Consider the following 26635-nt stretch of genomic DNA (forward strand, 5'->3'; position numbering starts at 1 on the left):
TGGCTCAATATGAGTCTTAGTGAAACAGTTTAACATTGGGTGGCAACTTAGGTTTCCTTAGGTTTCAGCTTTTACGTTGGGTGGTACTGAAGGTGATTAGACAAGGTACAAGCATTGAGGCAGTAAACGGTGTAGACCAAGCCATTTATATTTACCATCTCAATGGTTACTATTGGGTCTTTGATGCTCTACGATGACGGAAGGAAAAGAAAATGCTTAAAAGGTACAAATGTGGACTGGTGCTACTGGTAGCTGTTAACTTTGCTCTTTCTGCGTGCGTGGCATCAAGCACATCTGTTGATAAAAGTAGTTTAGAGCTTTTAGGGGACACACCGTTAGTTTACCAATGTGAAAGCGGTGCTCGGATAGTAGCGAAATATTATTCGCTTTCAGATGGAAGTCTCAATTTTGTGAAGGTAACCATGCCTAGTGGTAAGCAGTACACTTTGCCTAATGTCATCTCTGCATCGGGTGCTCGGTATACGGATGAGGTAAGCATGGTCTGGTGGACTAAGGGCGATAATGCATTCGCTGAAGCACGTGATCAGGACGGTCAATGGCAAGTCCAATATAAAAATTGCAAACAGATTTTTGCTATAAAGTAGACTTTAGAATAAGCCCTATGCAAGTGGATGTTATGTATTATGAAGCTTACAAAAAATATGAAGCAATGGCTTAAAGAAGCAGAGGGCTCTTTGGAGCAGGCTGAAGAAGCGGCCAGAGAGAGTGGTGACATTCAGGTCCAAAACCTTTACCAAATTGCGCCGCTGATCTTCTCTAAAAGAAATAGCATGAACTATGCCGCTCTCATTCAGGAGATGATGGATGAGAATGAAGAACAAGTACAAAGAGATTGGGCATGCGATGAAAAGTCAAAGGAACAGTACAAATTTCATTATATTTCCTCATATCTCTTTTGTTTCGTAGTTGCCAAGCAGGTAGAAGAGACTGAATACGACGAGATAATGGAGTATGTAAATAGTAAGATGGAACTATTCAACGATGATTATGACTTTGAGTAATGATTATGAATGAATCAGATTGGAAAGTATTTAAGAAGATAAAAGAAAAAGCTATTGTAAAATATTGCTCGCGTTGCTTTGCTGAGTTTAAAGATGTGATTAATGATGAAAGTAAAGATATTCATGAAAGGTATTTGTTGAATTATAGGTTAGTTGAAAGCCGTGATAAACAAATGAGCGTTATTTTTGATGGCCATAGTCGTTCTAAAGCATGGTTACAGTTACTTGCCATTCGTGCTGAAGGCCTGGCTGATGAAAGCCTTTTATTGAAACTCTCAGATGAATTTCGCGAACGGACGGATCCTGTAAGGCATATAATTGAATAGTAAAAATGCATAATAAGGCTAATCAGTATGAGTCACTTTTTGACTCAACTGCTTTACAAAGGAGTGTGATATGTGGTTTGAAAAGTTGGTTGGTTTTTCAGAAGGATCTCCAGCGGAAGTTCGTAAAAACCTGTCTGTTAACGGTGAGATATTAAAGTCTCATATAAATAATAAGGAGTATATCTGTGGGCGCTTAGAAACTCCATCGTTAGCAGAATTGCGAACTCGCGCTCATCAGATTAAATGTCAAACTCAAAAAATATCTGTTCGTGAAGTAATTGCTGATGTTCAGAAACTACATATCGAAGAATTAAATGCTGATTCCTTATTTCAAGTTGCTTCCCAGTTTAACTTATTAGAAATGGTTTCTCCTAATATTACGCCAGAGCAAGGAGTAAGTGGTTATGAATATGATCGAACACAAGGACCTGCTTGTGCTATAGCGGCAGGAGCAGGAACGATTTATCGAAATTACTTCGCAAAAGTTAACTGCGAAATAGGTCAAACATCTAATAATCAAATAGATTGCCTTGCTGATATTGGTACTGCATTGGGAAATGTAGATAGCCGTCTTTGGGAGATGAAAAACGGTTATGCTTTAGCATCAGAGGAGGGGTTGAAAGAAATTAGTGATAAAATAAAAATAGCCGCTGGATCTGAGGTTGATGAAATAAGAAAGTTATTACGTATTGGAGTTCAATGGGGAACAGAAGTAACATTAAATGACTCAAAACACACTGTAACCCAAGCCTATTGTTCCGCGCTTCCTGTTGCGTATTCAAATCAGTCACCAGTGTTATGGGAAGCATTTGCCAAGATTATTTTAGAAGCTTCATACGAAGCGCTTATTTGTGTCGGTATTCTAAATTACCACAAGACTGGAAATAATAAAGTGTATATTACACTCATTGGCGGTGGTGCATTCGGTAATAAAACATCATGGATTATAAACGCAATTGAACGTTCTTTAAATATTTATAAAAATGTTGGTCTTGATGTTATTGTTGTTAGTCATGGATATTCAAATCGTTATGTTAGAGAGCTAATTGATAGGCATCAAAGTAAATAATACATCAAGAATGATAAGATTAATTGTTATGTCAGCCGATTTTATTCGCTATGCTGCCACTGGTAAGAGTTTATTATCAGTGGCGAAATAATAATTAAGGTAAAAGTTAAGTTGTCATTATTTATTAAAATAATATATTTAGATAATTAATAATTATCGAGTCTCTAAAACAACGGCAATGACACTTGCTCTGCTTGCTGGCTCATCAGGAGTAAAACGCACAGCGCAGGCTGTAATCGTATTTTCATTCCCTTTATTGCGCACAAAGCTTGCAATATCTATATAAGCATCTATGTCGTGGCTATGCTGCTGCGAGAGAGCGGCTACGGTAAAAAGCCCTTTGATATTGCTCAAAGCATCAAGCTCCTTTAAATGCGAGGAGAGGTTGCTTGAATCCAGAGTTTTTGATGTGAGCCAAGAACTTTGGTAATAATGCAGTCGATTTCCCTGACTGATGATGGTGCAAAAGTCGCCCAGATCTACACCCACAAGAGAAGGCTGGTTGAATGCATCTGTCAGATCTAGCACACAATGAGTGTAAGGTACGCTTTGTGGTAGCTGAATAGTTTTTAGTTTGCTTGATGCTTTATCTTTCTTTGAAATAATGACACAAGAAAATATTTCAGAAAGCTGCGCTTGGTGTTGAAAGAGCCAGTCTGCAGGGGGCTCAATGACCATTAGCAAATCACTAAAGTTTACTGCCTCAATTAAGTCTTCAGGCAAAAATACGCAGGCCCTTTCGATCTTTAGCGGTAGGCTTAGCGTAAAATCAATCACGCCAATGTTAATAGACAGTCTGTTGTTATCTTCTAGCATGGTTATGCGCCCATAGTTTGGTGGCTAAACCTATCGGTGAGAGGCGTTTTCGCCTAGCAATGTTTGACAGTCAGTATTTCACTTTTTCTTTTATAAAACTAGGGCTTATCGTTACTGGTTTACGTTGAGTTTTTAAAACTTGCCCACAAAAATTACCTTTAGCATCATTTGCTGTTAACCTGTATATAAGAAAGATCTAAATTTATAGCGGGCAAGGTTTATCGTACGTAACGTTTAATGTAGCGAGCTGGGGGTGAGTCATGAAAGGCATTTTGTGGTTAAGTAAAAATTTGAGTCTTAGTATTCCCCTATTTTTAGTGTTGGGCTTGGCTGCTAGCCTAACAATGTCTACCCAAGGGTTAGCGGTATTTATTGCACCTCTCACCTTGTTAATGATTTATCCGATGATGGTTGGCGTTAAGCCCCAGCAACTGCTTGCACCGGGTGGCAATAGTGCTCAATGGTGGGCGGTGGGCATTAATTTTTTATGTATTCCTTTGGTCGCTTATGGCTTAGGCCGCGTGTTTTTTGCAGAGCAGCCAGCGTTGGCGCTGGGGTTGTTGTTGGCCGCGTTATTACCGACCAGCGGCATGACTATATCTTGGACTGGTTTTGCTAAAGGTAATGTCCCGTCTGCCATTAAAATGACCATTATTGGATTATTATTAGGCTCGTTATTAACGCCATTTTATGTGAAGTTTTTAATGGGTGCCGATGTACCTGTTGAGTTAGGCCAAGTTTTTAAACAAATTATTTTGTTTATTGCGCTTCCTTTTGTGTTGGCACAACTGACTCGGCTGTGGCTGGTTAAAAAACAAGGCGAAACGGTTTTTAAACAGCGATTAGCACCGCAGTTTCCGCCTTTTTCTAGCTTAGGCGTGCTGGGCGTTGTCTTTGTGGCAATGGCACTTAAAGGACAAGATTTAGTCGCGTCGCCTGCGTTGGTGGTCACGCTTATTTTGCCATTATTGGCCTTGTATGCCATCAACTATGTTATTAGTACTGTGGTGGCTCGCAAGGTGCTTGATCGTGGTGACGGTATCGCTTTAGTGTATGGCACTGTGATGCGTAATTTATCGATTGCACTGGCGTTGTCGATGACAGCCTTTGGCGAGGCTGGCGCGCAGGCGGCGGTATTAATTGCGTTAGCCTATATTATTCAAGTGCAATCAGCAGCAGCGTATATCAAGTTATCAGCGCGGCTGTTTCCTGAAAAAAAATCTAGCTAATACCACCTTAAATGGCGCCAGCTAGCAAACACCTCGCTGGCTACTCATAAGGAAAGCGGCGATGAAGTTAATACCGTTACTGCGGTAATAACGTTATTTTTTTGTGTCTGTAAGCGGCTGTGGATTGCGAATGCGATGACGGCGAGAAAAATGGCCAGTTTCCGCTTTTTGTGCCTGCTTAAGCGCATGCTCAGCCACGTGGGCGGGCAGGGCTAAGCCTAGCTCGTTTAGGGCAGTTTCCGCCTGGGCTGCTCGCGCTTCAAAAGCGTGTAATGTCGCCAAAGCATGATCATTTAGGCGCCCCTTAGATTCGAAGTACTTCAGTCGCGGGTAGCGCCCAGCTAAAGCTACGCCCCAATGAAGAGCAGGGTTCCACCATGAGTTTATTTCGCGGCCTTGGCCGCTAAGGTGCTGTGCTAGTACATCATCAAGTGCGCCGTTTAACAGCTTGAGATCAAAGTCGGTGCCGGGTGCAGAAGTGTTGGGTGTCGTGTTATCGGACGCTGCTCCATAGGCGTTAACACCCGTGCGTGAGGGGCCGGTGCGGGTATCACGATAGCGGGCGAGGGTCATCATATCGCTTGCGAGCACGGGGTTATTAACCGGCAGGCGAACCGCGTCAGGATCGCCCATTAACTGGCCCCACGACATACGAATAAAGGTGTGCTGATCTTCCATACCGGGATGGGTACAGCGAAGGCCAATGGCATAGGCTTCCAGATCTTCCTGCATAAACTGAAAGCCGGTGTAACGTGCCCAGCGCACCACGAGAAACTCATGGGCGGCCCCTGGCAGATGAAAGTTCACCTCTTTCAGGTAGTCTTGCACTATTTGCACCTGCTCGTCTGTCAGCTCAATATCTTGGTGCAGCGGGTACATACCTTCATAGGTGTTGCGCACCGGCCTTGGGCGCGCGGCCATGTAGGCATCAAGCTCGGCTTGGGTGCGTGGGCGTGTTTTTTTCAGCGTCATCAAACGGTTTCCTTTTCTTTTCGCGAACAATCAGATCAGCTGGTTGCGATCATAGAAGTCGGTGTCCTCAAAGAAGCCGCCGCGCCCTTCAAGGATAATGTCGTAGCGGTTGACCACTTCAATACGTTCTAGCCACTTTAAGCTACGAAACCCAGTTGAGGTTTCTAAACGGAGTCTTACTGGGCCGCCATTTTTGGCAGGAATTTCGCCTTCGTCGTTCAGCTCAAAGGCAATCAGCGTTTGCGGCATCCGGGCCTCAACCATGGGGGTGGATTCGTAATAGATGCCGCCTTCATATAGTACGTCATCGCGGCCCATATTCTGAAAACTGGTGTACACCACATCAGTCGCACCGGGCAGTGGCTGAACCAAATCCAATAGATCTGACAGTGCAATACCGCGCCAGCGCCCGATGGAGGTAAAGCCCTGCACGCAGTGGTGTAGTGTGGTTTGAGAGTGGCCGGCCGCAAGCTCGCGAAGATCGGCTATGGTTAGCGTTATTGGGCGCTCAACATAGCCACCAATTTCAAGTACGTAGTCGTCTTCGTAGCAGTTGGCCATCAGCGCCAGATACTCGTCGGCTTCTGGTGGCCGACCGCTGCCACGGAAGTTGTGGGTACTGTTCTTTAGGTCTACATTTTTACCGGTGATATTGGAGCGATCGTAGTGCATGCGCGCCGGCAGTTTGTACAGTAGGTTTGACCATGGTCGCACAATCATATTATGTAACTTTTCAACCGCTCGGCCGTCTGCCAAGCTCCACCGCGTGGCCACCACATGCAGAGTGATAACAAGGGCGAGACCGATACTGAATATAACGCCGCCCAAAACAGGGTTATTAGAGTGCCCCAACACCATTTTTGAGGTTTCGTGCAAATAGCCGTGCATAAAGACCAAAACCACGTGTACTGCAAAGAATGTGACGTATCCTACCAAGCATAAAAAGTGGGTGCTGCGGATCACTTGGCGGCCACCGAGCAAACGGGTAATACGCGAAAAATGGTTGGCAATGGCCGGAGACTGAAATGCCCCCGTTAAGATGACCAAAGGCGTGAGTACCAAGATCACAAAGCCATAAGACAGTTGTTGCAGGGCATTAAACACCATGCCCTCAACGGGGTGGGGCATGGTGAAGGCAAGATAGGCCAGCATATCGTGGCCCGCCTGAGTAAAGGTGTCTAAACTGGTGGGAACATAACGTCGCCACTGACCGGTTACCAAGAGCAATATAAAGTAGGTTACCCAGCAGCTAACAAAGCCGGTGACGGTTATAAAATGCCAATAGCGCCCTAGGCCAAGGGAGCGCCGCCCAGGCAGAGAAATGCGGGGCGAGTAGTCGCTGTCTTCGCCGCCTACTGTGTAGTACTTATGTTTAGGTTCATCTTGCACCGTAAACTGAGCCCAAGAAGTGCCTGGCACAGTATGCTGTGAGCGATACAGTTTAGGGTAGGTACCCAGAATTTCTAAACCTGAGCGCACCAGAAACGTAATAAAAATAATATTAAGGAAATGCTCCACACGAAGCCACCATGGAAAACCGAGATCCATTGATAAACCCTTATCAGTCCAGAAAATGTTGGTTATCGGGAGCGGCAACTATCATGCCGTAGCGCAGTGCCCCAAACAATACGAGGTAGGCCACTGAGGCAAGCAGCGTAATATTCCAGATGGCGGCGTTAACCACACTGGCACCATGCCAAACATAAGGCGCATTGCCCAATAGGCCGCCAATATAGACCAGCAAAGAGCACAAGGCGATGAGCAAGCCCCATGTCCAAATACGGGCGGAGGTGATTAACCCTACGGCAACGAATATAACGGCCGCCCCAAATACTCCCCATAATACCGGGGTCGCAAATAGAAAGGGCTCATGCTTGAGTAGCGCCACTGCTGCTGAAGCGCTGCCTATTACGGCAATCACGCCAATCAGTAGCAGTCGGGTAGTACGTGGCAGGTTGATGCGGATATAGCGCAGCAATGGCGCGCGTTTTTTGCCGGCTTTAATATGGTTAAGCACGGGTTGAGTGGCGTTTTGAGTATCACGAAAATCCACACCAACACGTAGGGCAGGAGAGTCTTTATCTTCCATTACTAATCTTCCATTACTGTGTACTATCTCAATTAAAGAGTATTCATTGTAGGTTGGTGCTGACACAGTGAGAGCAATTCCTTAACCTGATACAACACTGGCATTACTTATATTATAAATAAAGGCTAACTTAAGCAGTATGTAGCTATATTTGAAAATTCTAAACTAATAGCACTGGGTTCGCAAATAGCTTTGTTTAAAGTGATGTATAGAGCCCATTTATAAGCTTCATGCTAAATATTCACTAGAAAACTAGCATGTAGCACTTTGATGTTTTTTTATATTAATTTTTTGAGGTGGATCTTTGCTAACTCATGAACAAAAAAAGTACCGCGACCGTGCTAATCGGGCCCGAAGAGAGCTCTTTAAAGAAAAGGAACAATTTGGTGCAGTATCAGACGGTTCAGGAAAACGATACCGGGTGTGTGTCTACTTTGTACTGAGTGATGCTCCTGAAAAAGCAGTCGACTTTTTAGACTGGTTTGAACAAGAGTTCCCTGATGACATGGGCGAGCCTACGTTCTTTTTATATGCCGCATTAGCACACTACCGTATCGGGTCTTCACAAAAAGCGCAGCATTATCTGCTGAATGTAATGTTAAGTAATATTTACATGCTTCCGTATTTGTTTTTGCGCCCCATACCGATGCAAAATATATGGCACTCATCTAACTTGATGATGCCAGATTACCTCTATCAAATAGACGATTTTCTCGAGGAGCCAACCAGCCAAGAACGAGAGTGGATGAAAGTGCAGTATGATAGTGAGCCGTTAACTCAAGCTCGCGAGAAATATATGGAGATATTCGGGGCACTGCAGCATGCAAACGATATAGATAGCCGCAGCCGTTTACTTAATGACTGGTATCGCTACCTTGATACCTGCCAGAAAACCGACAGGTAGCTATCTTCGCACGGGTAAGTCTTTAGCTAAGTTGCTTTATTAATGCCCAATATCTGGCTTAAAAACAGTTTTTAATTGTTAAGTTAGCTCAACATGAGGTTGATAGCTGATAAACTCTAGCCACTTCGTTATATAACACACCCACCATAAGAGGAAAGCAAAGTGACTAAGGGGATTACGCTGTCGGTATTGGCCTCTGTGCTGTTTGCGTTATTGTATTATTATGCAAGTTTAATGCAGCCACTCAATGGTGAGGTGGTGTTTGGCTGGCGTATGTTGCTGACTATGCCCTGTGTGGCGTTGTTCTTGCTTTACAGTGGCGATTGGAAGCTGGTGACTGATTTATTCGCAGAGATGAAGTCGCGGCCGTTATTGTGGCTAGGCTTGCCGTTATCCGCCGCCTTGCTAGGCGTGCAACTGTGGATTTTTATGTGGGCGCCGATAAATGGCCGCGGGCTACCCGTTTCCTTGGGCTATTTTATGATGCCCTTGGTATTGGTTTTGATTGGCCGCTTTTTATATCAAGAAAGACCCACGCGTTTACAATGGGCCGCAGTAGCCTTTGCCGCTGTTGGGGTGACGAACGAAGTATGGCATGCCGGTGGGGTGTCGTGGGAAACCTTAGTGGTGGCCATTGGTTATCCGGCTTATTTTGTGTGGCGCCGCTGGTTGGGGAGCGATCACTTAGGCGGCTTATGGTGCGATATGCTGTTAATGATCCCGGTTGCTGCTTGGTTTGTGTTGTCGGTTGATACGCCGTTTGCCGCCTTTGGCGAGCGCCCCATCTTATGGTTATTGGTATTAGGGCTTGGCATGATCAGTGCACTGGCCTTGGTATGCTATATTTTGGCCAGTCGTCAGTTGCCCTTTAGTTTGTTTGGCTTATTGAGCTATGTTGAGCCGGTATTGTTGGTGGTGGTGTCTTTGGTGTTAGGGGAAACCATTAAAGCCGCAGAATGGCCGACGTATATCGCCATTTGGCTGGCGGTGGGTTTATTAGTGCTAGAAGGGGTGAAGCAGCTTCTAACCTTTAAACGTTACCCCTTTGACGGTAACCCTCCTAGCTAGCCGAGCTTTTTGTTAGTTAGACATTCGATGAGTTGCAATATTTTTGTAGGGGCAATTTATTCACATAAATACCATGGCACGGCTTAAAATTTAACGCAACGTCTTGACGTATGAAAGGTTATTTACGAAAAGCCGGAGCTAGCCTTTCGTCATTGCGAGGAGTACAAGGACGCGGCAATTCAGCTTTTTGTTTTTCTGACAGCTTACCGCTTAAAGCTGACAGCTCTCCGAAGGCTTGGTGTTGATTTGTAACGTAAAGCGTACGGCGTATAACGTAGCGCTGCCTTTACGCCCACATCACACACAGGGCGGCAAGCACAATTAAGGCCAGCCCCCATTTATCTTGGCGAGCGAGCTTCACCTTAAAATAATAAGTAGAAATCAGCAGCGTAAATAAGACTTCTATTTGTCCTAAGGTTTTTACCAAGGCCACGCTTTCTAAGCTCATGGCACTAAACCAGCCAATAGAGCCTAAACAGCTGGTGATGCTGACTAAGGCGGTGAGAGTAGGGCGCTTGATTAAGCCAGTTAAACTGGCGGGATCACGAATACCTAACCAGCTGACCAATAACAGCGTTTGCAGACTGATCACCAGCAGCAAAACCCAAGCGGCAGAAAAAGGAAAGTCGAGTGCCAGTAATAAACTGGCTTCTCTTACCCACAGTGAGGTGAGAGCAAAGCTTAAACCGCTGGCCACGCCTAGGATCAGGGTTTTGGGGGAAACGTGGGCTGTAACGTGGCGCAGACCACTCAATAAGCCCACAGCCAGGCTGCCGATCACGACCCCCAGCCAACCTAATGGCGAGAGCAGGGTGCCAAAAAATGCCACCCCTAAGATGGCTGCCCAAATGGCTTCACTTTTGGCAAGTCCCACTCCCACCGCATAATTACGCAGTTGAAACAGTCGCACCATCAAGGCGGTGGCCGCAATTTGGCATACCGCCGCACCAATAATATAAGCTGCAAATAAATAGCCGGTGTGCGTTTGAGTAAAGTGCGGCAGCGGCTGGCTCGGTTGCCAGTAATACAGGCCCCATAAATAAAGTGCCGCTATGGGGCCTGCCAAAATAAAGCGTGCCAAGGTGACGCTAGTGGCACCTAAATCTTGGCTCAGCTGCTTTTGAAACGCATTGCGCCACGCCTGCATAAAGGCTGCAAACAGTGTAAAAGGGATCCAGAGCATGGGTTCGTTCCACGAAGCGATAAGCCGTCAGCGATAAGCGGTCAGCTAAAGAAAAAACACCCTGTATTGTTAGGTTTTTTTTGGTTAGGGTTAGTCTTGCTCACTTTCTGAGAGCTGACGGCTTAAAGCTTACCGCTGTGTCTTTTCTTGTTGTTGTTTTTTGCGTGCTAATTTTTCAGCGCGTCTTTGCTCGGCAGCCGCCACGGCATCGCTACCAATGTGTGCTTCGCCGCGTGCTTGAGCTAATTGCAGCTGGCGCTCACGCTCCGCATAACGGCTTTGCTGCTCGGGCGTTTGCTTGCCATAACAATGAGCACAGCTCACGCCATGTTGGTAATGGGCATGTTGTAAGTCTTGAGGCGACAAAGGCGCACGACAAGCCGAGCACAGCTGATATTGACCGGGTTGTAGTTGATGATCCACGGTCACACGGTTGTCGAAGACGAAGCACTCGCCTTCCCACAGTGACTCTTCAGCGGGCACTTCTTCTAAGTATTTTAATACACCGCCATGTAGGTGGTACACCTCGTCAAAGCCTTGCTCTTTAAGATAAGCCGTGCTTTTTTCACAGCGAATGCCACCGGTGCAAAACATTGCCACTTTTTTATGCTTATTGGCATCAAGGTTGTTTTTAACGTATTCAGGAAACTCACGAAAGCTGTCGGTATTGGGATTAAGGGCACCTTTAAAGGTACCAATGCCCACTTCATAATCGTTACGGGTATCTACCAACACCACATCGGGGTCGGAAATAAGCGCATTCCAATCTTTAGGCGCCACATAAGTACCGACTACGCGTTTAGGATCGATACCTTCAACGCCCAAGGTCACAATTTCTTTTTTCAGCTTCACTTTAGTGCGATAAAAAGGCTGCTCTTCGCTGAGTGATTCTTTGTAATCAATACCATTAAAACGGACATCGTTAGCAAACCAGGCTTTTAGTTGTTCAATGGCGTCACGAGAGCCGGCAACAGTGCCATTAATGCCTTCATTGGCCAGCAGCAGTGTGCCACGAATTTGTACTGACTCCATCATGGATTGCAGTGGCTCGCGCAGCGCTTGGTGGTTATCTAGGGTAACGAACTTATAAAGGGCACATACAACAAATTGTGACATAACTTCCTCCAACGCATTATGCATACATTAATGCGTTGTATTAATAAAAGGGGTGACCATGCGAGCATGCATAGCCTAATGGCGTAAATGATATCAAACTTTTAACCTGATGTGAGCACAAAGCCGCCAGCACTGGGCCATAAATCAACAATAAAAAAAGCCCCAAACCTAACCGGCTTGGGGCTTTGTCTGAATACTGACTTATAAACTTGCGTTAGCGGTTTGGCCGTCTTCTTCATCTTTGGCAAACACGGCTTGGTCGGTTTGCCCCAGTAACTTGCTTGAAATGGTACCGGCAGTCATAGAGCCATTCACGTTTAATGCGGTACGCGCCATATCAATTAAGGGTTCAATGGATATCAACAAGGCGGCTAATGCCACTGGCATCCCCATAATGGGTAACACGATTAAAGCGGCAAAAGTGGCACCACCGCCCACACCTGCCACACCAAAGGAGGCTAGGGTGATTACGCCCACGAGTGTGGCAAGCCACAGTGGATCTAGCACATCAATGCCCATAGTCGGCGCTATCATCACTGCCAACATTGCGGGATAAATACCGGCACAACCATTTTGACCAATAGTAGCGCCAAAAGAGGCCGAGAAGTTCGCTATCGTATCTGGCACTCCTAACTTATTAGTTTGTGCCTGCACGTTGAGTGGAATGGTGGCGGCACTAGAGCGGCTGGTAAAGGCAAACGCCAACACTGGCCAAACTTTAGTGAAAAAGCGTTTCGCATTCACCCCCACTAAAGTCAGTAGCACACCGTGGATCACAAACATAATGGCAATGGCCAAGTAAGAGGCAATTAAAAAACCGCCTAAGCTGATGACATCTTGTAAGTTAGAGCCGGCAATCACCTTAGTCATTAATGCCATCACCCCATACGGCGTTAGCTTCATCACCAAGCGTACTAGGCGCATTACTAATGCTTGTAAGGCTTCAATGCCACCGATAACACGACGGCCTAATTCGGGCTCATCTTTTAATAAGGTAAGCGTTGCTAACCCTAAGAAAGTGGCAAACACCACCACACCAATGACAGAGGTCGCACTGGCGCCTGTCATATCGGCAAAGGGGTTGCTAGGAATAAACGATACTACTAACTGAGGGACGGAAAGATCAGCTACATTGCCCACTTGTGACTCTAAATGTTCCGCACGAGCCAGCTCTCGAGCCCCTTGCACTAAATCAGCAGCATTTAAGCCAAACGCTTGCGTAACAAATACGCCGACCAACGCAGAAATGGCAGTAGTAAACAGCAAGACGCCCAGTGTTAATGCGCTAATTTTGCCTAACGAAGTGGCATTATGCAGGCGAGCCACTGCCCCCAAAATGGACACTAAGACCAAGGGGATCACGATCATTTTTAATAAGCGCACATAGCCTGAACCCACCATGTTGACCCACTCTAGGGTATCGGCAATGGTCGCGGCATCATATAAGGCTTGCATAATAAAACCGGCGGCAACACCAAACACTAAGCCAGTTAATACCTGACGCGAAAGAGACTGCCCGCTGCGGGCCAGTTTACCCAGCAGTAGCATCAATAATAAAAACACAGCTAGATTAAATAACACCAGCAGCATGGTTACTCCGTAAACAGTAATTTATGTGGTTAATGTGCAATGTTATCAGCAGATTCGTCTGAGCTATAATCTATTTTGTTATGAGTGCTAACAATTGAGCATATAGCACTAACAGACAGCGGTACGCTTTACGCTAACCGTTGTACAAAAATAGCAAACCTTCTTGTTCCCATGCTCTGCGGTAGGTTTTAAACCTAACCATTTTTTGCCACGGAATACACAGAAGCACACGGAAAAATAGAGATCAGAGCTAAAAGACAGTGATGAGTGGTGAGGGATGAGTGTTGAGTGAAGTTCTAGAGCTAAAGATAGCCGTACGTTATCCGCTGTACGCCATACGCAAACAGTTAAAGCGGTCAGCTTTCAGCGATCAGCTGTAAGTTAAGGGCAACTGCAAGGCTTCCTGCTACGACGCAGGACTATGTCTTTGTGCAGTGTGCCCACTTGTTCAGCATTATTTGTGTAGCTAATCGCTGACAGCTACCCGAAGGGGTCATTGCGAGGAGCGTAGCGACGCGGCAATCCATCACACCGACGGCGGTACGCTTTACGCCGACCGCTTTACGCAAAAAACAAGCCGGTGTTTTTCTTTAACGTAAGGCGGTCAGCGTAAGGCGTAGCGCTTACTTTATAGCTATAGCGTACCGCGTTAGACGTATGGCTTTATTTCTTCAGTTGCTCTAATAACGACGCGCTAGCGTAGCCGTCGGCAACTTGCGCGCGAGATTGTTGGTAGGCACGAATGGCTTTAATGGTATTGGGCCCTATTACACCATCGGCACCTTGGGTGCTAAAGCCTTTGGCGGTTAATGCACGCTGTAGCTCTTTCTTTTCGCTACGGCTTAAGGCGCGTTCATCTCTGGGCCACTTGGCGACGAATTCACCACCGCCGGCTATTTTTTCAGCTAAATGTCCTACTGCCATGGCATAAGAGGTCGCATTGTTATAACGACGGATCACATAGAAGTTCTTAAAAATAGCAAAGGTGGGGCCATGTGCGCCGGCGGGCACTAAAATAGCGGCCTTGCCATAGTCGGGTAATGGCTGCCCGGTTACCGTTGTTACGCCTTGTTTTTGCCACTCAGAGACCGACTGACGATTACTTTGATCAGCTTGGGTATAGTCAAAGTCTTTCGGCAAGCTCACTTCTACACCCCAAGGTGCATTATGTTGCCAGCCAAAGCGCTTTAGATAAGCGGCAGTTGAAGCCAGTGCATCGGTAGGATCTTCAGACCAAATATCGCGCTTACCATCACCGGTAAAGTCTTGTGCGTACTCTAAATAGCTGGTGGGCATAAATTGAGTATGTCCCATGGCGCCGGCCCATGAACCGCGCATGCGCTCAGGGGTAACATCGCCCGCTTGTAGTATGGTTAGGGCGGCAATAAGTTGTTTTTCGGCAAAGTCACGGCGCCTGCCTTCAAACGCTAAGGTGGCAAGACCTGCAATGGTGTTGATATTGCCGCGATAAGATCCATAGTTAGTTTCCATACCCCACACCGATAACACCACATTGGCATCTACTTGATAGTGCTCTTCTATGGCGCTAAGCGTACCCGCTCTTTTTTGTGCTTGCTCACGACCAGTGCTGACGCGCGTCGCTGAGGTGGCAGTATCAAGATATTGCCAAATTTGGCGGGTAAATTCTGCCTGGTTCCCGTCTAATTTTATCACCTGTTGGCTTACGTTAACGTCTTTAAATGCACGATCAAACACAGCCGGTTTGATGCCCTTAGCTAAAGCTTTTTTACGGAAATTATTGCGCCACGTCTTAAAATCAGCCAATTCTGCCGGTTGGGCGGCGGGGGCCGGTGCTTTTACTGCAGTGGCTTGGTGAGTATTTGTGGTTGGTGTTGCTGACACCGTAGTGGCATGGCTGGCACAGCCGGTTAACGCTGTACCTAATATGAGTGCACTTAAAGAGTGTTGTTTAAACATGAAATCTCATTAGTTAATAGCATGGTATAAGGCTATATAGCAGCATATCCGATAGGAATAAAAATAAAAGAGGGAAGGGTGATTTTACTCTTAGAGGTAGATTGTATGGATAATAATCAATTAATAAAAATGACAGTCCATAAGCAGATAGTGTCACTTAGCTTTGCTATGATCAGCAAAGCCACTTCCTTTCTATTCATTTTGGGTACTATGGTGCATCTTGCGGAATGATATAGACCGCCACTTTGCACTTATGGCCTAAGGTACTAGCAGGGATGGGTGAATTAAAACGAGTTGCGAGATATGCTATTCACTTGCACAACAGATATTCGATCGGAGCGGTTATGTATCTGATTAGAGATTTTAAAGACACTGACCTCAGTAGCCTTGAGCTTATTTATCACGATGCCGTTATGCAGCAAGGGCGCCGAGGTTATAGTAATGAACAGGTAGAGTATTGGGCTGCTTTTCCGTATTTATATGCCGCCGACTTTAAAGCGCTAGTGTTAAAGGGCTATACCCGGGTAATGGCCTGTAATCAAATACCGGTCGCCTTTGCTACTTTGCATCCTGATGATCACCTTGCACTTTTGTATGTGCTGGGCGACCACGCAGGGCGCGGTATTGCTGGCCGTTTGTGTGAAGATATTGAACAAGAGGCGTGTCGGCGTAATGTCTCCTGCCTGCGTACCGATGCCAGTGTGTTATCGCGCCCTGTGTTTGAGCAGCGCGGCTATCGGTTAGTAGAAGAAGAGCAATTAGTTAAAGGTGACTTAGAGTTTACCCGTTTTATTATGGAAAAATCACTAGCATAATAACCCAACTAGATGAGCGCAGTGCTCAGTAACAGCGCTGCACATCAATTATTGTTAACACATTCATTATCTCGGTTGTTATTGTGGCTTTAGCAGTAACCTTATCCCCGTTTAATGCATTATTGGAGCTTACAGTGACATGAACAAACCCTTAATCGCTGGTTTATTAACCTTAACCTTGGCGGGGTGTGCCAGCTCGCAGCCCGAGCAACCGTTAAGCCTCACTGTGGCACATATTAATGATACGCACTCACACTTTGACCCCAGTGATGTGCAGTTGACGTTAAACGACACTACCTTATATACCCGTGTTGGGGGGCACCCGCGTTTATTGTCTTATGCTAAGCAACTTCAGCAGCAGGCTGCACAAGCAGAACAACCATTTTTACTATTACATGCCGGCGATGCTTGGCAGGGCAGTGGTTACTTTAAGCTAAATGAAGGCGCAATGAACGCAGATCTGTTAAATCAGCTGCCATTAGATGCCATGGTACTGGGCAACCATGAGTTTGATCTTAATAATCAGCGACTAAGTGATTTTATTGACGGAGTGACCTTCCCTATTGTCGCGGCTAATTTAGATGTGGGCCAAGATAGTGATTTGCAGGCTGTTGAAAACTTAACCCCCTATGTATTATATGCGTTCAAAGGCGGTAAAAAGAAGCGCATAGACAATGTAGAAGATGCCGGAAAATATCCTGTGGTCGCAGTAATGGGGTTAGTGTTAGAAGATATGGCAACGATTGCGCCTAACATTGGCCAAGCGCAATTTAAGCAAGAACTTGCCAGTGCCCAACAAACAGTAGATACCCTAACTCAACAGGGTGTTAAGCATATTGTTGCGTTAACGCATTTAGGGTTAGATAAAGACCAACAGTTAGCCGAAAAGGTCAACGGCATTGATGTGATTGTAGGGGGGCATTCGCATTCATTATTAGGTGATTTTAGTGAGCTAGGCTGGGAGAAAGCGGCACCTTACGCGCAACAGTTTACGAACCCTGATGGTCTTGGTAGCAGTTGCGTGGTGCAAGCGGGTAAGTTTGCTCAGGCAATGGGCGAATTGACCGTCACCTTTAATTTAGAGGGGCAAGTAACCCAGTGTGAGGGCACTAATACCTTGCTAGTAGATAAGATTTTTTACAATGATGTGCGTCGAACAGATAAACACCAGCTGGCAGACGCTGAACAAGAGCGTATTGCCGACTTTATTACCAAGCAGCCTAATGCGGCCTTAGTAGACGAAGATCCGGACTTACGGGCTTATATTGATGAAGCTTACCGTCCTGACTTACTTCGTACATACGGGGCCGTTATTGGACATGTGCCGTCCCCGTTGCAACATGTACGGGTACCTTTTGCCAATAAAGGCTCTCAAGTCGCGCCCTTAGTGGCAGCAAGCCAGTTGTATTGGGCTAATACGCCCAAGGTGCGTGGCGTGAGTGGACGAGAGGTTGACTTTTCGTTGGTGGCTGCGGGTGCGGTGCGTAACAGCATTGAAGCAGGAGAATTAAAAGAAGGGCATGTAGGGCTAGATATATTGCCGTTTGTGAATGCGGTGAGCCTGGTCTCTCTTACTGGCCGTGAGGTAACGCGCTTATTATTAGAAACCATTAATGGCGCTATTGGCGCTAATGGTCATGCAGGTCAGTTTCCTTATGGCGGCGGTTTGCGTTACACCTTTAATGAAACGAGTCGTGGTCGTGGTTATTTAGCTAATATTGAATACTTACATCAAGGGCAGTGGCAACGCATTACTCCTGATGCGCGCTATCAGGTCGTGCTAACGGGCTATCATGCTTCAGGTAATGATGGGTGGGATACGTTGTTTGAAGCTCAGCAAGCAGAAACAGACAGATTGGATTTAGCTTATGTGCAAGGTGAACTCACCGCGTTCTCGGTATCACGGCTAAGTAAAAATGAGCAAGGTGCCATAGCCGTTCACTATCAAGAACAAGCGCTAGATTGCCAACACCTTGGCGTGAGCTGCAACGCTGATGCCCAAGCATTGATTGATTATGTGCAAGACCGCCGACCCATACTAACGGCCTTACCTGAAACCGGCGTCACGTTGAACCGCATTTACTAACCTCCTTTACTCACTCATAGCGGGCAAGTCATCACTTGCCCGCAAACGGATGAGTAATGACCTGATGGTTTACCAATATAAGCCATCAATGAGCTCTAAGGTAACGTGTTCACCCTTGGCTACATCGGTGCGGTCTTGTTCTAAATGTAACAAACAGTTGGCTTGGGCCAAGGCGCTAAAAACCCCCGAGCTTTGTGCGCCTGCAGCCACAACGCCTAAGCTGCCATCGGCTTGAGTACTCACACAGCCGCGCTGAAAGTCCATTCGCCCAGCACTTTTCTTAAAGGGCATTAAGGCTGTGGCTTGTAAAGTAACGGGTGACGGCACAGGCTCACCCATGAGTTTGGCCAGTGCCGGTCGAACTAATAAATGAAAGGTAACTGCGGCAGAGACAGGATTACCGGGCAGGCCAAAGAAAGGGCAACCGTTGATATGACCAAATGCAAACGGTTTGCCTGGCTTAATCGCTAATTTCCAAAAGCCAATATGGCCAATATCCTCTAATACTTGCTTAATATAGTCAGCATCGCCCACCGACACGCCGCCAGAGGTCACAATGGCGTCTGACTCTTGGGCGGCCTTGATTAATGTTTGGCGGATCACATCGGGGTCATCTTTGATGATGCCATAATCAAGTACGTTTACCCCCAAGCGTTGCAGCATGGCGCTAACTCCAATGCGGTTGGAGTCATAAATATCCCCCGGGCCTAATAATTGGCCGGGTGTTTTTAGCTCATCGCCGGTTGATAATACCGCCACCGTCAGTGGGCGTTGCACATACAGTTGTTCTAACCCTAAAGAAGATAAAATGGCGAGTACCCGGGCATTAATACGTGTGCCTGCTGTAAAGACCCGCTCGCCCTGTGCCATATCTTCGGCAGCAAAACGCACGTTTTGCCCTTTAATAATAGAGCCACTTGGGTAAATCACGTTATGCTCAGAGCGGCAGTTTTCTTGCATCACCACAGTGTCTGCTCCCAATGGCAGGGCTGCTCCGGTCATAATACGCGCGCACTCACCAGCTTCAATTTGGCCATTAAAGGGGTGGCCCGCTAAGCTAGTACCCACTAGGGTAAGCGCGGCACCTTCAACTGCATCTGTGGCGCGCAGGGCGTAACCATCCATGGCGGAATTGGCAAAAGAGGGGACATCAATCGGAGAGTGAAGGTCGTCGGCTAACACCCGATTTAGTAGCTTATCCAAACCGACCAGTTCATTTTTGTTCACTTTATCTAGCTGATTAAGCATTTCTTGCTTGGCGTCGAGGTAGGGGCGTAAACTGGGTTGGTTACAGGGATCAAATGTCGTCATATTGTACTTCCTCCAATAGGGTCGTTTGTGAGTAGCCAGGGGAATGGCTCGACCTAAAAATGGTTAAGTGCGCTTAACATAAGGTAATCGGTCTGGGAGCCTTTCTCAATCACGGGCAGCCAATAATGACAGTTACTTGCTAGGTTAAGGTCGCTAATCTGGCATTCCTTATAGGCGGCAAATGCACTACCATTCTTGCCATCGTATTTTGTCTCTTATTTCTTTAACAGGAACCACCATGACTGCTTTGAGTGATGCCGCCATTCGAGTCCGCTCTGCCCTTGAAAGGCGCGGCTTAGAAACGCCAATGAAAGGCAACAACCTAACGCTTGATGAAAAGCAAACGCGTATTACCGGCTTAATGACCGAGATGATGGATGTGTTAGGGCTCGATTTAACTGATGACAGCTTAACCGAAACACCGCAGCGCATCGCTAAAATGTATGTGCGTGAAATTTTTTCAGGTCTAGATTACAGCTATTTCCCTAAAATTACCTTGATCGACAATAAGATGAAAGTCGATGAAATGGTGCAAGTGCGTGATATCACACTGACCAGCACTTGCGAGCACCATTTTGTGACCATTGATGGCACCGCGACCGTCGCCTATATTCCTCGCTCAAAAGTAATTGGTTTGTCAAAAATTAACCGTATCGTGCAATTCTTTGCTCGTCGTCCTCAAGTACAAGAGCGACTTACACAACAAGTGTTAGTCGCCTTGCAAACCCTATTAGAGTCTGATGATATAGCCGTAAGCATCAGTGCCACCCACTATTGCGTAAAAGCACGTGGCGTGATGGATGCGACCAGTAGTACCACTACCACTTCTTTGGGGGGCATCTTTAAAAGTCGAGCCGAAACGCGCCACGAATTTTTAAGTGGTGTGGTACGTTGAAGCTCTGCTAGGAGCTTTAAACCGTAAACCAGTACGCTGCAGGCTTTAAGAACAGTGTCTTGAAGTTGTATACCTATACAGGCCTTATTTAGAGGGGGAGTGTAGATGTATGGCGTATGGCTGCATTTTCAATAGGACTTGATCTGTAAGGGAATATAATGACGCTCCAAAATACCACTAAGCCCAGAGTGGAAATTCGTTACTGCTCTTTGTGTCGCTGGTTATTACGTTCGGCATGGCTTGCACAAGAGATATTGTCCAGTTTTACCGATGAGGTGGGAGAGGTGGCTTTAATCCCCGGCGAAAAGGGGCAATTTCAAATTATAGTAGATGGCCAATTAATCTGGTGTCGCCTTGCTGATGAAGGGTTTCCTGAAGCCAAAGTTATTAAGCAACGGCTGCGAGATCATATTGCACCAGAGCGAGATTTAGGCCATAACGACCGTTAATGAGTAAGCGAAAAAAACAGGTAAAAAAAGTGTAATAAATGCGTTTTTTGCTAGTCAGCCGCCACGGCTCTGTGTAGAATCGCGTCGCTAAAATGCCATGCGCCAATGGGCATCAATAATGTAACGTTTCCACCCTCTATTGGGGTGGGTTTCTGTGGCCCTTACCTATAAAGGGGGCAAAGAATATGGCCGAATGGTCCACCAATGACGCACTCAAAATATACAACCTACCTTACTGGGGTGCTGGCTTTTTTCATCTAAATGAACAAGGGCAAGTGATTGTCACTCCCGATAAGTCTCGCCCACATGCCAGTATTGTTTTATCTGATGTAGTAGAGCAGCTAAAAGCAGACGGTTATGCCGCTCCTGTGCTATTACGCTTTCCTGACATTATTAAAAGTCGCATTGATGCGTTATTTAGCGCTTTTAATGAGGCGATTGATGAATATGGCTACCAAGGCGATTACCTTACCGTTTATCCCATTAAGGTAAACCAGCAGCGTGGCGTGCTAGATGCAGTGACCAAAGCCTATAAAGACAAGCCTCGTTTGGGGTTAGAGGCGGGCTCAAAGCCTGAACTGTTGGCCGTACTGGCACACAGTCACGAAACTGAGTCGGTGATTGTGTGTAATGGCTATAAAGATAAAGAGTATATTCGACTCGCCTTGCTAGGCACTAAAATGGGTCATCAAGTTTATATTGTGATCGAAAAGCTCTCTGAGCTGGCCATGGTGATGGAAGAAGCCAAGTGCATAGATGTTGAGCCTCGGCTTGGCGTGCGGGCGCGTTTAGCATCACAAAGTGCGGGTAAGTGGCAGTCTAGTGGTGGTGAAAAATCAAAATTTGGCCTGAGTGCCGCGCATGTATTGAATTTGATTAAGCAGCTAAGAGAAGCTAACTGTTTGCATTGGTTGCAGCTGCTGCATTTTCACCTAGGATCACAAATTGCCAATATTCGGGATATCCAAAAAGGGATACGTGAATGTGGCCGTTTTTATGGTGAATTGCGCCGCCTAGGTGTCCCAATTAACATTGTTGATGTGGGTGGGGGGCTTGGCGTTGATTACGAAGGCACTCGTTCGCAAAGCGAATGCTCGGCTAACTACAACTTACGTGAATATGCTAATAATGTGGTGTGGGGCATTGGTGATGTATGTCGTGAGTTTGATTTGCCCCACCCACTGATCATCAGTGAGTCTGGGCGGGCCATAACTGCGCATCATGCGGTATTAATTTCTGATGTGATCAGCATCGAATCGGCTAAGCCACAGCAAGCTAAGGCTCCTGCTGAAGGTACGGCACTGCTACTGCATAATATTTGGAAAACATGGCAAGGTCTGGACCAAGAGGATCCGCCCTTACTCGAAATTTATCACGATACAGTCGCCGAGCTCAGTGATGCGCATCAGCAATATAATATGGGGTTGCTAACTCTAGAAGAGCGAGCATGGGCTGAAGAAATTCACTTAAATATTTGCTTAAGCATTAAGTCTAAGCTGAGTGCTACTAATCGTGCTCATCGTCCGATTATTGATGAGCTAAATGAAAAGCTAGCCGATAAGTGTTTTGTTAATTTTTCACTGTTTCAATCATTGCCTGATGCGTGGGGGATTGATCAAATATTCCCAGTATTACCGCTTAGCGGTTTAGACAGAGCACCTAGGCGCCGCGCTGTTATTTTGGATATAACCTGTGACTCTGATGGCGCCATTGATCAATATGTAGACGGTCAGGGGGTAGAGACTACACTACCTATGCCTGAGTTTATTCCTGGTCAGCCCCAGTATCTTGGCTTTTTCTTAGTGGGGGCTTATCAAGAAATATTAGGGGATATGCATAACTTATTTGGTGATACCCACAGCGCAGAGGTGTCGGTAGATAGTCAGGGCGAGGTGGTAGTAAGTGATGTAAAAAGTGGTAGCACAGTGGCGGATATGTTGCGTTATGTCGATATTGACCCTACGGTTATTAATGCTCGATATGAGACGCTATTAAATCAGCCTCATTTAGATGAAGCAGCCCGTACTATGATGCGCCAAGAGCTAAATGCAGGGTTAGAAGGTTATACTTACCTAGAAGATGAACGCTAAACTGTGACGTAAAGACGTACGCTTTATCTGAGCCGTTTTTTATACCAACACCGCCCTAGTGAGGCGGTGTTTTCTTATCTGTTGTCTGCTTCATCTCTCAGGAGATTCTCTCGCTTACGCTCAAAATCAGCCTTTACCATAGCCAATGCGCTGAGGGCGGTTTCTACCTCTACCTGATTCACTTCTAATAGCTCTATTAAATCTACCGCTAATGCTACGTCTGCGGGTACCTGATGCAAATCCATGGGTGTTTCTCTTTGTTATATGCTGTGATGAAGATTTAACGCTAAGGTGATAAGTCACTCATTTTACTAACCGCCTCTTAAAGAGAGGGGGGTATCGACGCTAAATGCGAGACAAAAAAATGCCCAGCAGTGCTGGGCGAACTTAGTGCTTTATTACAGTGGCAATATATCAGAGTGGGCTCATGGCAAAAAGTTCCCAAAAAAAATGATAATTTTATAAAAATAAGGTGTTGAGGTCTCACCTTAAGCTGGCGCTGGTGATTTAGCTTGACAAGTTTGGTATATGAAACGTAAATTTTAAACAGTTGTTTTATTTGAGGTGCCTGTGGCTAAAAAAGAAACCAAACAAAAGATACTTGATGCTGCGGAGCTGCTATTTGCAGAGCAGGGGTTTAGTGATACCTCATTACGACAGATTACCGGTGATGCAGGCGTTAATCTAGCCTCGGTTAATTATCATTTTGGTTCAAAAAAAGATCTTATTAAGGCGGTGATGGATCGCTACTTAGCCACTTTTATGCCAGCGTCAGACACGGCACTGTTGCACTTGCTGGCGCAACCGAGTGTCACTTTACACCAAGTGTTTAACTGCTTTGTTGCACCACTGATGCAATTGGCGAATATACACGGCCAAGGACCTGCGATTTTTTTACAGCTACTAGGCCGAGGGTATATTGATAATCAGGGCTTTTTGCGCTGGTTTATTGTGAATCATTACGGTCAAGTGCTAAATAATTTTACCCAAGCCATTAAAAAAGCGGCCCCCGGTTTATCCTCTTCAGACGTATTTTGGCGGCTGCACTTTACGCTGGGTACAGTGGTGTTCACCATGGCGTCTAGTGAAGCGCTGCGCGATATTGCGAAAACTGATTTTAATGAAAACATTGATGTTGAAGGGCTGGTGCGCAAGATGATCCCGTATCTTGCCAGCGGAGTCGGTGCCAAGCCTATTGAGTAACCCAAGTGGTTAATGAGGAGTGGGAACATGAGTTTACGTAAAAATTGGATCAGCAAACCAGCTTTTGCCACCTTTAAAAAAATTTTGCCGCCCTTGTCGGTGACTGAACGCGAGGCCATGGAGGCGGGCTCAGTATGGTGGGATGGCGACTTATTTAGTGGCAAGCCGGACTGGTCAAAACTACTGTCTTATGGGCCTTCTCGCTTAAGCGATGAAGAGCAACACTTTCTTGATAACCAAGTTGAAACCCTACTGGGCATGCTAGATGACCATCAGATAGTGAACCACGATCGTGAACTCCCCGAGCCGGTATGGGATTACATTAAGCAGCAAGGCTTTTTCTCACTCATTATTCCCAAAGAATATGGCGGGCGTGATTTTTCGGCCTACGCTAACTCCACCATAGTGGCGCGTATTGCGTCACGCAGTGTGAGTGCGGCGGTAACCGTTATGGTGCCTAACTCTTTAGGGCCCGGTGAGCTGCTTATGCACTATGGTACTCAAGCGCAAAAAGACCGCTGGTTGCCAGGGTTAGCCAAAGGGGATGAAGTTCCTTGTTTTGCCCTTACTGGGCCTGAGGCGGGTTCAGATGCAGGTGCGATTCCTGACTCAGGTGTGGTGTGCCAAGGGGAGTATGATGGCGAGCAGGTGTTGGGCATTCGCCTTAATTGGGATAAACGCTATATTACACTCGCCCCCAGAGCCACTGTATTAGGCTTGGCCTTTAAGCTCTTTGACCCCGATGCCCTACTGGGTGATAACCCAGCGCCAGGCATTACTTGTGCACTGATCCCGACTTCTCATCCTGGTGTTGAGGTCGGTGACCGTCATTTTCCGATGGGGCTGGCATTTTTAAATGGCACCACACGCGGTAAAGACGTATTTATTCCACTGAGTTGGATTATTGGTGGCCCTGAACACGCGGGGCGTGGCTGGCGGATGTTGGTTGAGTGTTTATCGGCGGGGCGAGGTATTTCATTGCCCGCCCTAGGCACGGCTAGCGGTCATTTATCGGTGCGCAGCACCAGTGCCTATGCCTATGTGCGTAAGCAATTTGGTTTGTCGATTGGTAAATTTGAAGGGGTGCAAGAAGCCTTGGCACGCATTGGTGGTCTGACCTATCAATTAGAAGCCACTCGTCGCTTAACAGCACAAGCGTTAGATTTAAAAGAAAGCCCTGCCATTATTACGGCCATCTCTAAATATCATATGACAGAAATGGCACGTACTGTGCTAGATGATGCCATGGACGTGCATGCGGGTAAGGCTATTCAAATGGGGCCTAAGAACTATTTGGCCCATAACTATATGGGGATTCCGGTGGCCATTACCGTAGAAGGTGCCAATATTCTTACCCGTAATTTAATGATTTTTGGTCAAGGAGCCACCCGCTGCCACCCTTATGTATTAAAAGAGTTAGAGTCGGCTGCGAACCCAGATGAAGCTGCGGGCTTAGATGAGTTTGATAGCTTATTGTTTAAACACATAGGCTTTGCCACTGGTAATGTGTTTGGTGCCCTGTGGCAGGGGATAACCGGCGCGCGTTTTAATCGTGCTCCTGTGTCGGGTGACACTGCCGTGTATTATCGCCAATTAACACGCATGAGTAAGGCATTAGCGCTGTGTGCCGATATGTCGATGTTGATATTAGGCGGAGATCTTAAGCGTAAAGAAATGATCTCAGCACGACTTGGGGATGTACTGAGTCACCTGTATTTAGGCAGTGCGACCCTTAAGTTTTTTGAAGATAACGGACGCCCACAAGATGAGCTGCCTTTTGTGCATTATGCATTAACCCATAACTTGCACCAAATAGGCGAAGCGCTTGATGGTTTTTTTGCGAACTTCCCCAATCGTGGGGTGGCAACAACATTAAAAACATTAATTTTTCCGTTAGGTAATCGCTATAAAAAATCATTAGATAAACATGCTCATGGGATTAGTCAGTTATTAATGACACCGGATTCAGGTATTCGTCAGCGCTTAACGCATTTATGTTATGTGCCAAGCGCCGAGGAGCCAGGCTTAGGGGAAGTAGAAGCGGCCTTCTTGGCCATGGTGGCAGTACAAGGCATTGAGAAAAAGCTACATCAGGCACAAAAAAACGGCACCCTAGCACGCAAGTTATCTTTTGATGAGCTGCTCACTCAAGGTAAAGCGCAGCACATTATTAATGATGATGAGGTGAGCCAACTAAAACACGCAGATGCGCTACGCCGCCAAGCCATTGCCGTTGACAGTTTTAAGCCCGGTAAGCTTTAACAGCACCATCCAGCAATCGCGCCCAGAAAGACGACATCAACACACTGGCGCTACGGAAGAACACGGAAAATAGGGGTGAGATCTGAACAGAGATTTATTGGTAACACCAATCTAAGTAGAAATGTGATCTGATTTAAAGCTGGACCGAGAGGAAACAGAGTCACCTTCCACGACACGCCATAAACCCATCCATGGGGGCTCG

24 protein-coding genes are annotated in these 26635 nt (G+C 46.4%); 14 read left to right on the forward strand and 10 right to left on the reverse strand.

Annotated elements, in window-relative coordinates:
* Nucleotides 1–212 precede the first annotated feature (212 nt).
* From ACTHY5_RS03500 to ACTHY5_RS03515, 4 genes are all read left to right on the forward strand, one after another.
* Nucleotides 213–605, forward strand: coding sequence for an MliC family protein (locus tag ACTHY5_RS03500; RefSeq protein ID WP_441876437.1), 393 nt, complete (start codon nucleotides 213–215; stop codon nucleotides 603–605).
* 39 nt (nucleotides 606–644) lie between these two features.
* Nucleotides 645–1022 (forward strand): hypothetical protein, encoded by a 378-nt coding sequence (locus tag ACTHY5_RS03505; protein WP_441876440.1) that lies wholly within the window; start codon nucleotides 645–647, stop codon nucleotides 1020–1022.
* Nucleotides 1023–1027: 5 nt separating this feature from the next.
* The gene (locus tag ACTHY5_RS03510; RefSeq protein WP_441876442.1) at nucleotides 1028–1348 is read left to right on the forward strand and encodes a hypothetical protein; all 321 of its coding nucleotides are present in this window, start codon (nucleotides 1028–1030) and stop codon (nucleotides 1346–1348) included.
* A 70-nt stretch (nucleotides 1349–1418) separates the two neighbouring features.
* Nucleotides 1419–2417: a hypothetical protein gene (locus ACTHY5_RS03515; protein WP_441876445.1), complete on the forward strand. Its 999-nt coding sequence runs from the start codon at nucleotides 1419–1421 to the stop codon at nucleotides 2415–2417.
* Nucleotides 2418–2570: 153 nt separating this feature from the next.
* Here ACTHY5_RS03515 and ACTHY5_RS03520 read toward each other — a convergent pair whose 3' ends face one another.
* Entirely contained in the window at nucleotides 2571–3233 is a 663-nt protein-coding gene (locus ACTHY5_RS03520; protein WP_441876447.1) for a hypothetical protein, read from the reverse strand.
* A gap of 260 nt (nucleotides 3234–3493) precedes the next feature.
* Here ACTHY5_RS03520 and ACTHY5_RS03525 point away from each other — a divergent pair, with 260 nt between their 5' ends.
* Nucleotides 3494–4462, forward strand: a complete 969-nt coding sequence (locus ACTHY5_RS03525; RefSeq protein ID WP_441876450.1) for an arsenic resistance protein — start codon at nucleotides 3494–3496, stop codon at nucleotides 4460–4462.
* Between the two features lie 93 nt (nucleotides 4463–4555).
* Here ACTHY5_RS03525 and ACTHY5_RS03530 read toward each other — a convergent pair whose 3' ends face one another.
* From ACTHY5_RS03530 to ACTHY5_RS03540, 3 genes are read right to left on the reverse strand one after another with little or no spacing between them, the layout of a single operon-like run.
* Nucleotides 4556–5434 carry a hypothetical protein gene (locus tag ACTHY5_RS03530; RefSeq protein ID WP_441876453.1) on the reverse strand — a complete coding sequence of 293 codons (879 nt, stop codon included), beginning with the start codon at nucleotides 5432–5434 and terminating at the stop codon, nucleotides 4556–4558.
* 30 nt (nucleotides 5435–5464) lie between these two features.
* Entirely contained in the window at nucleotides 5465–6982 is a 1518-nt protein-coding gene (locus tag ACTHY5_RS03535; protein WP_441876456.1) for a molybdopterin-dependent oxidoreductase, read from the reverse strand.
* Nucleotides 6983–6995: 13 nt separating this feature from the next.
* Entirely contained in the window at nucleotides 6996–7523 is a 528-nt protein-coding gene (locus tag ACTHY5_RS03540; RefSeq protein ID WP_441876458.1) for a hypothetical protein, read from the reverse strand.
* 304 nt (nucleotides 7524–7827) lie between these two features.
* Here ACTHY5_RS03540 and ACTHY5_RS03545 point away from each other — a divergent pair, with 304 nt between their 5' ends.
* Complete coding sequence (locus ACTHY5_RS03545) at nucleotides 7828–8427, forward strand: hypothetical protein (RefSeq protein WP_441876461.1); 600 nt, start codon at nucleotides 7828–7830, stop codon at nucleotides 8425–8427.
* A 162-nt stretch (nucleotides 8428–8589) separates the two neighbouring features.
* A complete protein-coding gene (gene rarD / locus ACTHY5_RS03550) occupies nucleotides 8590–9495 on the forward strand; it encodes an EamA family transporter RarD (protein ID WP_441876464.1) in 906 nt (301 codons plus the stop codon).
* A 286-nt stretch (nucleotides 9496–9781) separates the two neighbouring features.
* On the opposite strand, the gene ACTHY5_RS03555 is transcribed toward rarD, so the two are convergent.
* The 4 genes from ACTHY5_RS03555 to ACTHY5_RS03570 form a co-directional block, all read right to left on the reverse strand.
* Nucleotides 9782–10678 (reverse strand): multidrug transporter, encoded by an 897-nt coding sequence (locus ACTHY5_RS03555; protein ID WP_441876467.1) that lies wholly within the window; start codon nucleotides 10676–10678, stop codon nucleotides 9782–9784.
* Between the two features lie 129 nt (nucleotides 10679–10807).
* On the reverse strand, nucleotides 10808–11794 hold the full coding sequence (trhO, locus tag ACTHY5_RS03560; protein ID WP_441876470.1) for an oxygen-dependent tRNA uridine(34) hydroxylase TrhO: 987 nt from the start codon (nucleotides 11792–11794) through the stop codon (nucleotides 10808–10810).
* Between the two features lie 201 nt (nucleotides 11795–11995).
* Nucleotides 11996–13384 carry an L-cystine transporter gene (locus tag ACTHY5_RS03565; RefSeq protein ID WP_441876473.1) on the reverse strand — a complete coding sequence of 463 codons (1389 nt, stop codon included), beginning with the start codon at nucleotides 13382–13384 and terminating at the stop codon, nucleotides 11996–11998.
* 663 nt (nucleotides 13385–14047) lie between these two features.
* Nucleotides 14048–15322, reverse strand: coding sequence for a lytic murein transglycosylase (locus ACTHY5_RS03570; RefSeq protein WP_441876476.1), 1275 nt, complete (start codon nucleotides 15320–15322; stop codon nucleotides 14048–14050).
* Nucleotides 15323–15666: 344 nt separating this feature from the next.
* Here ACTHY5_RS03570 and ACTHY5_RS03575 point away from each other — a divergent pair, with 344 nt between their 5' ends.
* Entirely contained in the window at nucleotides 15667–16137 is a 471-nt protein-coding gene (locus ACTHY5_RS03575; protein WP_441876478.1) for a GNAT family N-acetyltransferase, read from the forward strand.
* 139 nt (nucleotides 16138–16276) lie between these two features.
* The gene (locus ACTHY5_RS03580) at nucleotides 16277–18223 is read left to right on the forward strand and encodes a bifunctional metallophosphatase/5'-nucleotidase (RefSeq protein ID WP_441876481.1); all 1947 of its coding nucleotides are present in this window, start codon (nucleotides 16277–16279) and stop codon (nucleotides 18221–18223) included.
* A 69-nt stretch (nucleotides 18224–18292) separates the two neighbouring features.
* Here the strand turns inward: ACTHY5_RS03580 and moeA are convergent, their stop codons facing one another.
* On the reverse strand, nucleotides 18293–19534 hold the full coding sequence (gene moeA, locus ACTHY5_RS03585) for a molybdopterin molybdotransferase MoeA (RefSeq protein WP_441876484.1): 1242 nt from the start codon (nucleotides 19532–19534) through the stop codon (nucleotides 18293–18295).
* A gap of 238 nt (nucleotides 19535–19772) precedes the next feature.
* Between moeA and folE the strand changes: the two genes are divergently transcribed.
* The 3 genes from folE (at nucleotide 19773) to speA (ending at nucleotide 22968) form a co-directional block, all read left to right on the forward strand.
* Nucleotides 19773–20429: a GTP cyclohydrolase I FolE gene (gene folE / locus ACTHY5_RS03590; protein WP_441876487.1), complete on the forward strand. Its 657-nt coding sequence runs from the start codon at nucleotides 19773–19775 to the stop codon at nucleotides 20427–20429.
* 158 nt (nucleotides 20430–20587) lie between these two features.
* The gene (locus ACTHY5_RS03595; protein WP_441876490.1) at nucleotides 20588–20878 is read left to right on the forward strand and encodes a SelT/SelW/SelH family protein; all 291 of its coding nucleotides are present in this window, start codon (nucleotides 20588–20590) and stop codon (nucleotides 20876–20878) included.
* A 185-nt stretch (nucleotides 20879–21063) separates the two neighbouring features.
* Nucleotides 21064–22968 carry a biosynthetic arginine decarboxylase gene (gene speA / locus ACTHY5_RS03600; protein WP_441876493.1) on the forward strand — a complete coding sequence of 635 codons (1905 nt, stop codon included), beginning with the start codon at nucleotides 21064–21066 and terminating at the stop codon, nucleotides 22966–22968.
* 74 nt (nucleotides 22969–23042) lie between these two features.
* Here the strand turns inward: speA and ACTHY5_RS03605 are convergent, their stop codons facing one another.
* Entirely contained in the window at nucleotides 23043–23213 is a 171-nt protein-coding gene (locus ACTHY5_RS03605; protein WP_441876496.1) for a DUF2496 domain-containing protein, read from the reverse strand.
* Between the two features lie 325 nt (nucleotides 23214–23538).
* Here ACTHY5_RS03605 and ACTHY5_RS03610 point away from each other — a divergent pair, with 325 nt between their 5' ends.
* Both ACTHY5_RS03610 and ACTHY5_RS03615 read left to right on the forward strand, forming a co-directional pair.
* Nucleotides 23539–24171, forward strand: coding sequence for a TetR/AcrR family transcriptional regulator (locus ACTHY5_RS03610; RefSeq protein ID WP_441876499.1), 633 nt, complete (start codon nucleotides 23539–23541; stop codon nucleotides 24169–24171).
* A gap of 27 nt (nucleotides 24172–24198) precedes the next feature.
* On the forward strand, nucleotides 24199–26433 hold the full coding sequence (locus tag ACTHY5_RS03615; RefSeq protein ID WP_441876502.1) for an acyl-CoA dehydrogenase: 2235 nt from the start codon (nucleotides 24199–24201) through the stop codon (nucleotides 26431–26433).
* Nucleotides 26434–26635 lie beyond the last annotated feature (202 nt).

The sequence above is a fragment of the Oceanisphaera sp. genome (assembly GCF_052084945.1).
Classification (GTDB): Bacteria; Pseudomonadota; Gammaproteobacteria; order Enterobacterales; family Aeromonadaceae; genus Oceanimonas.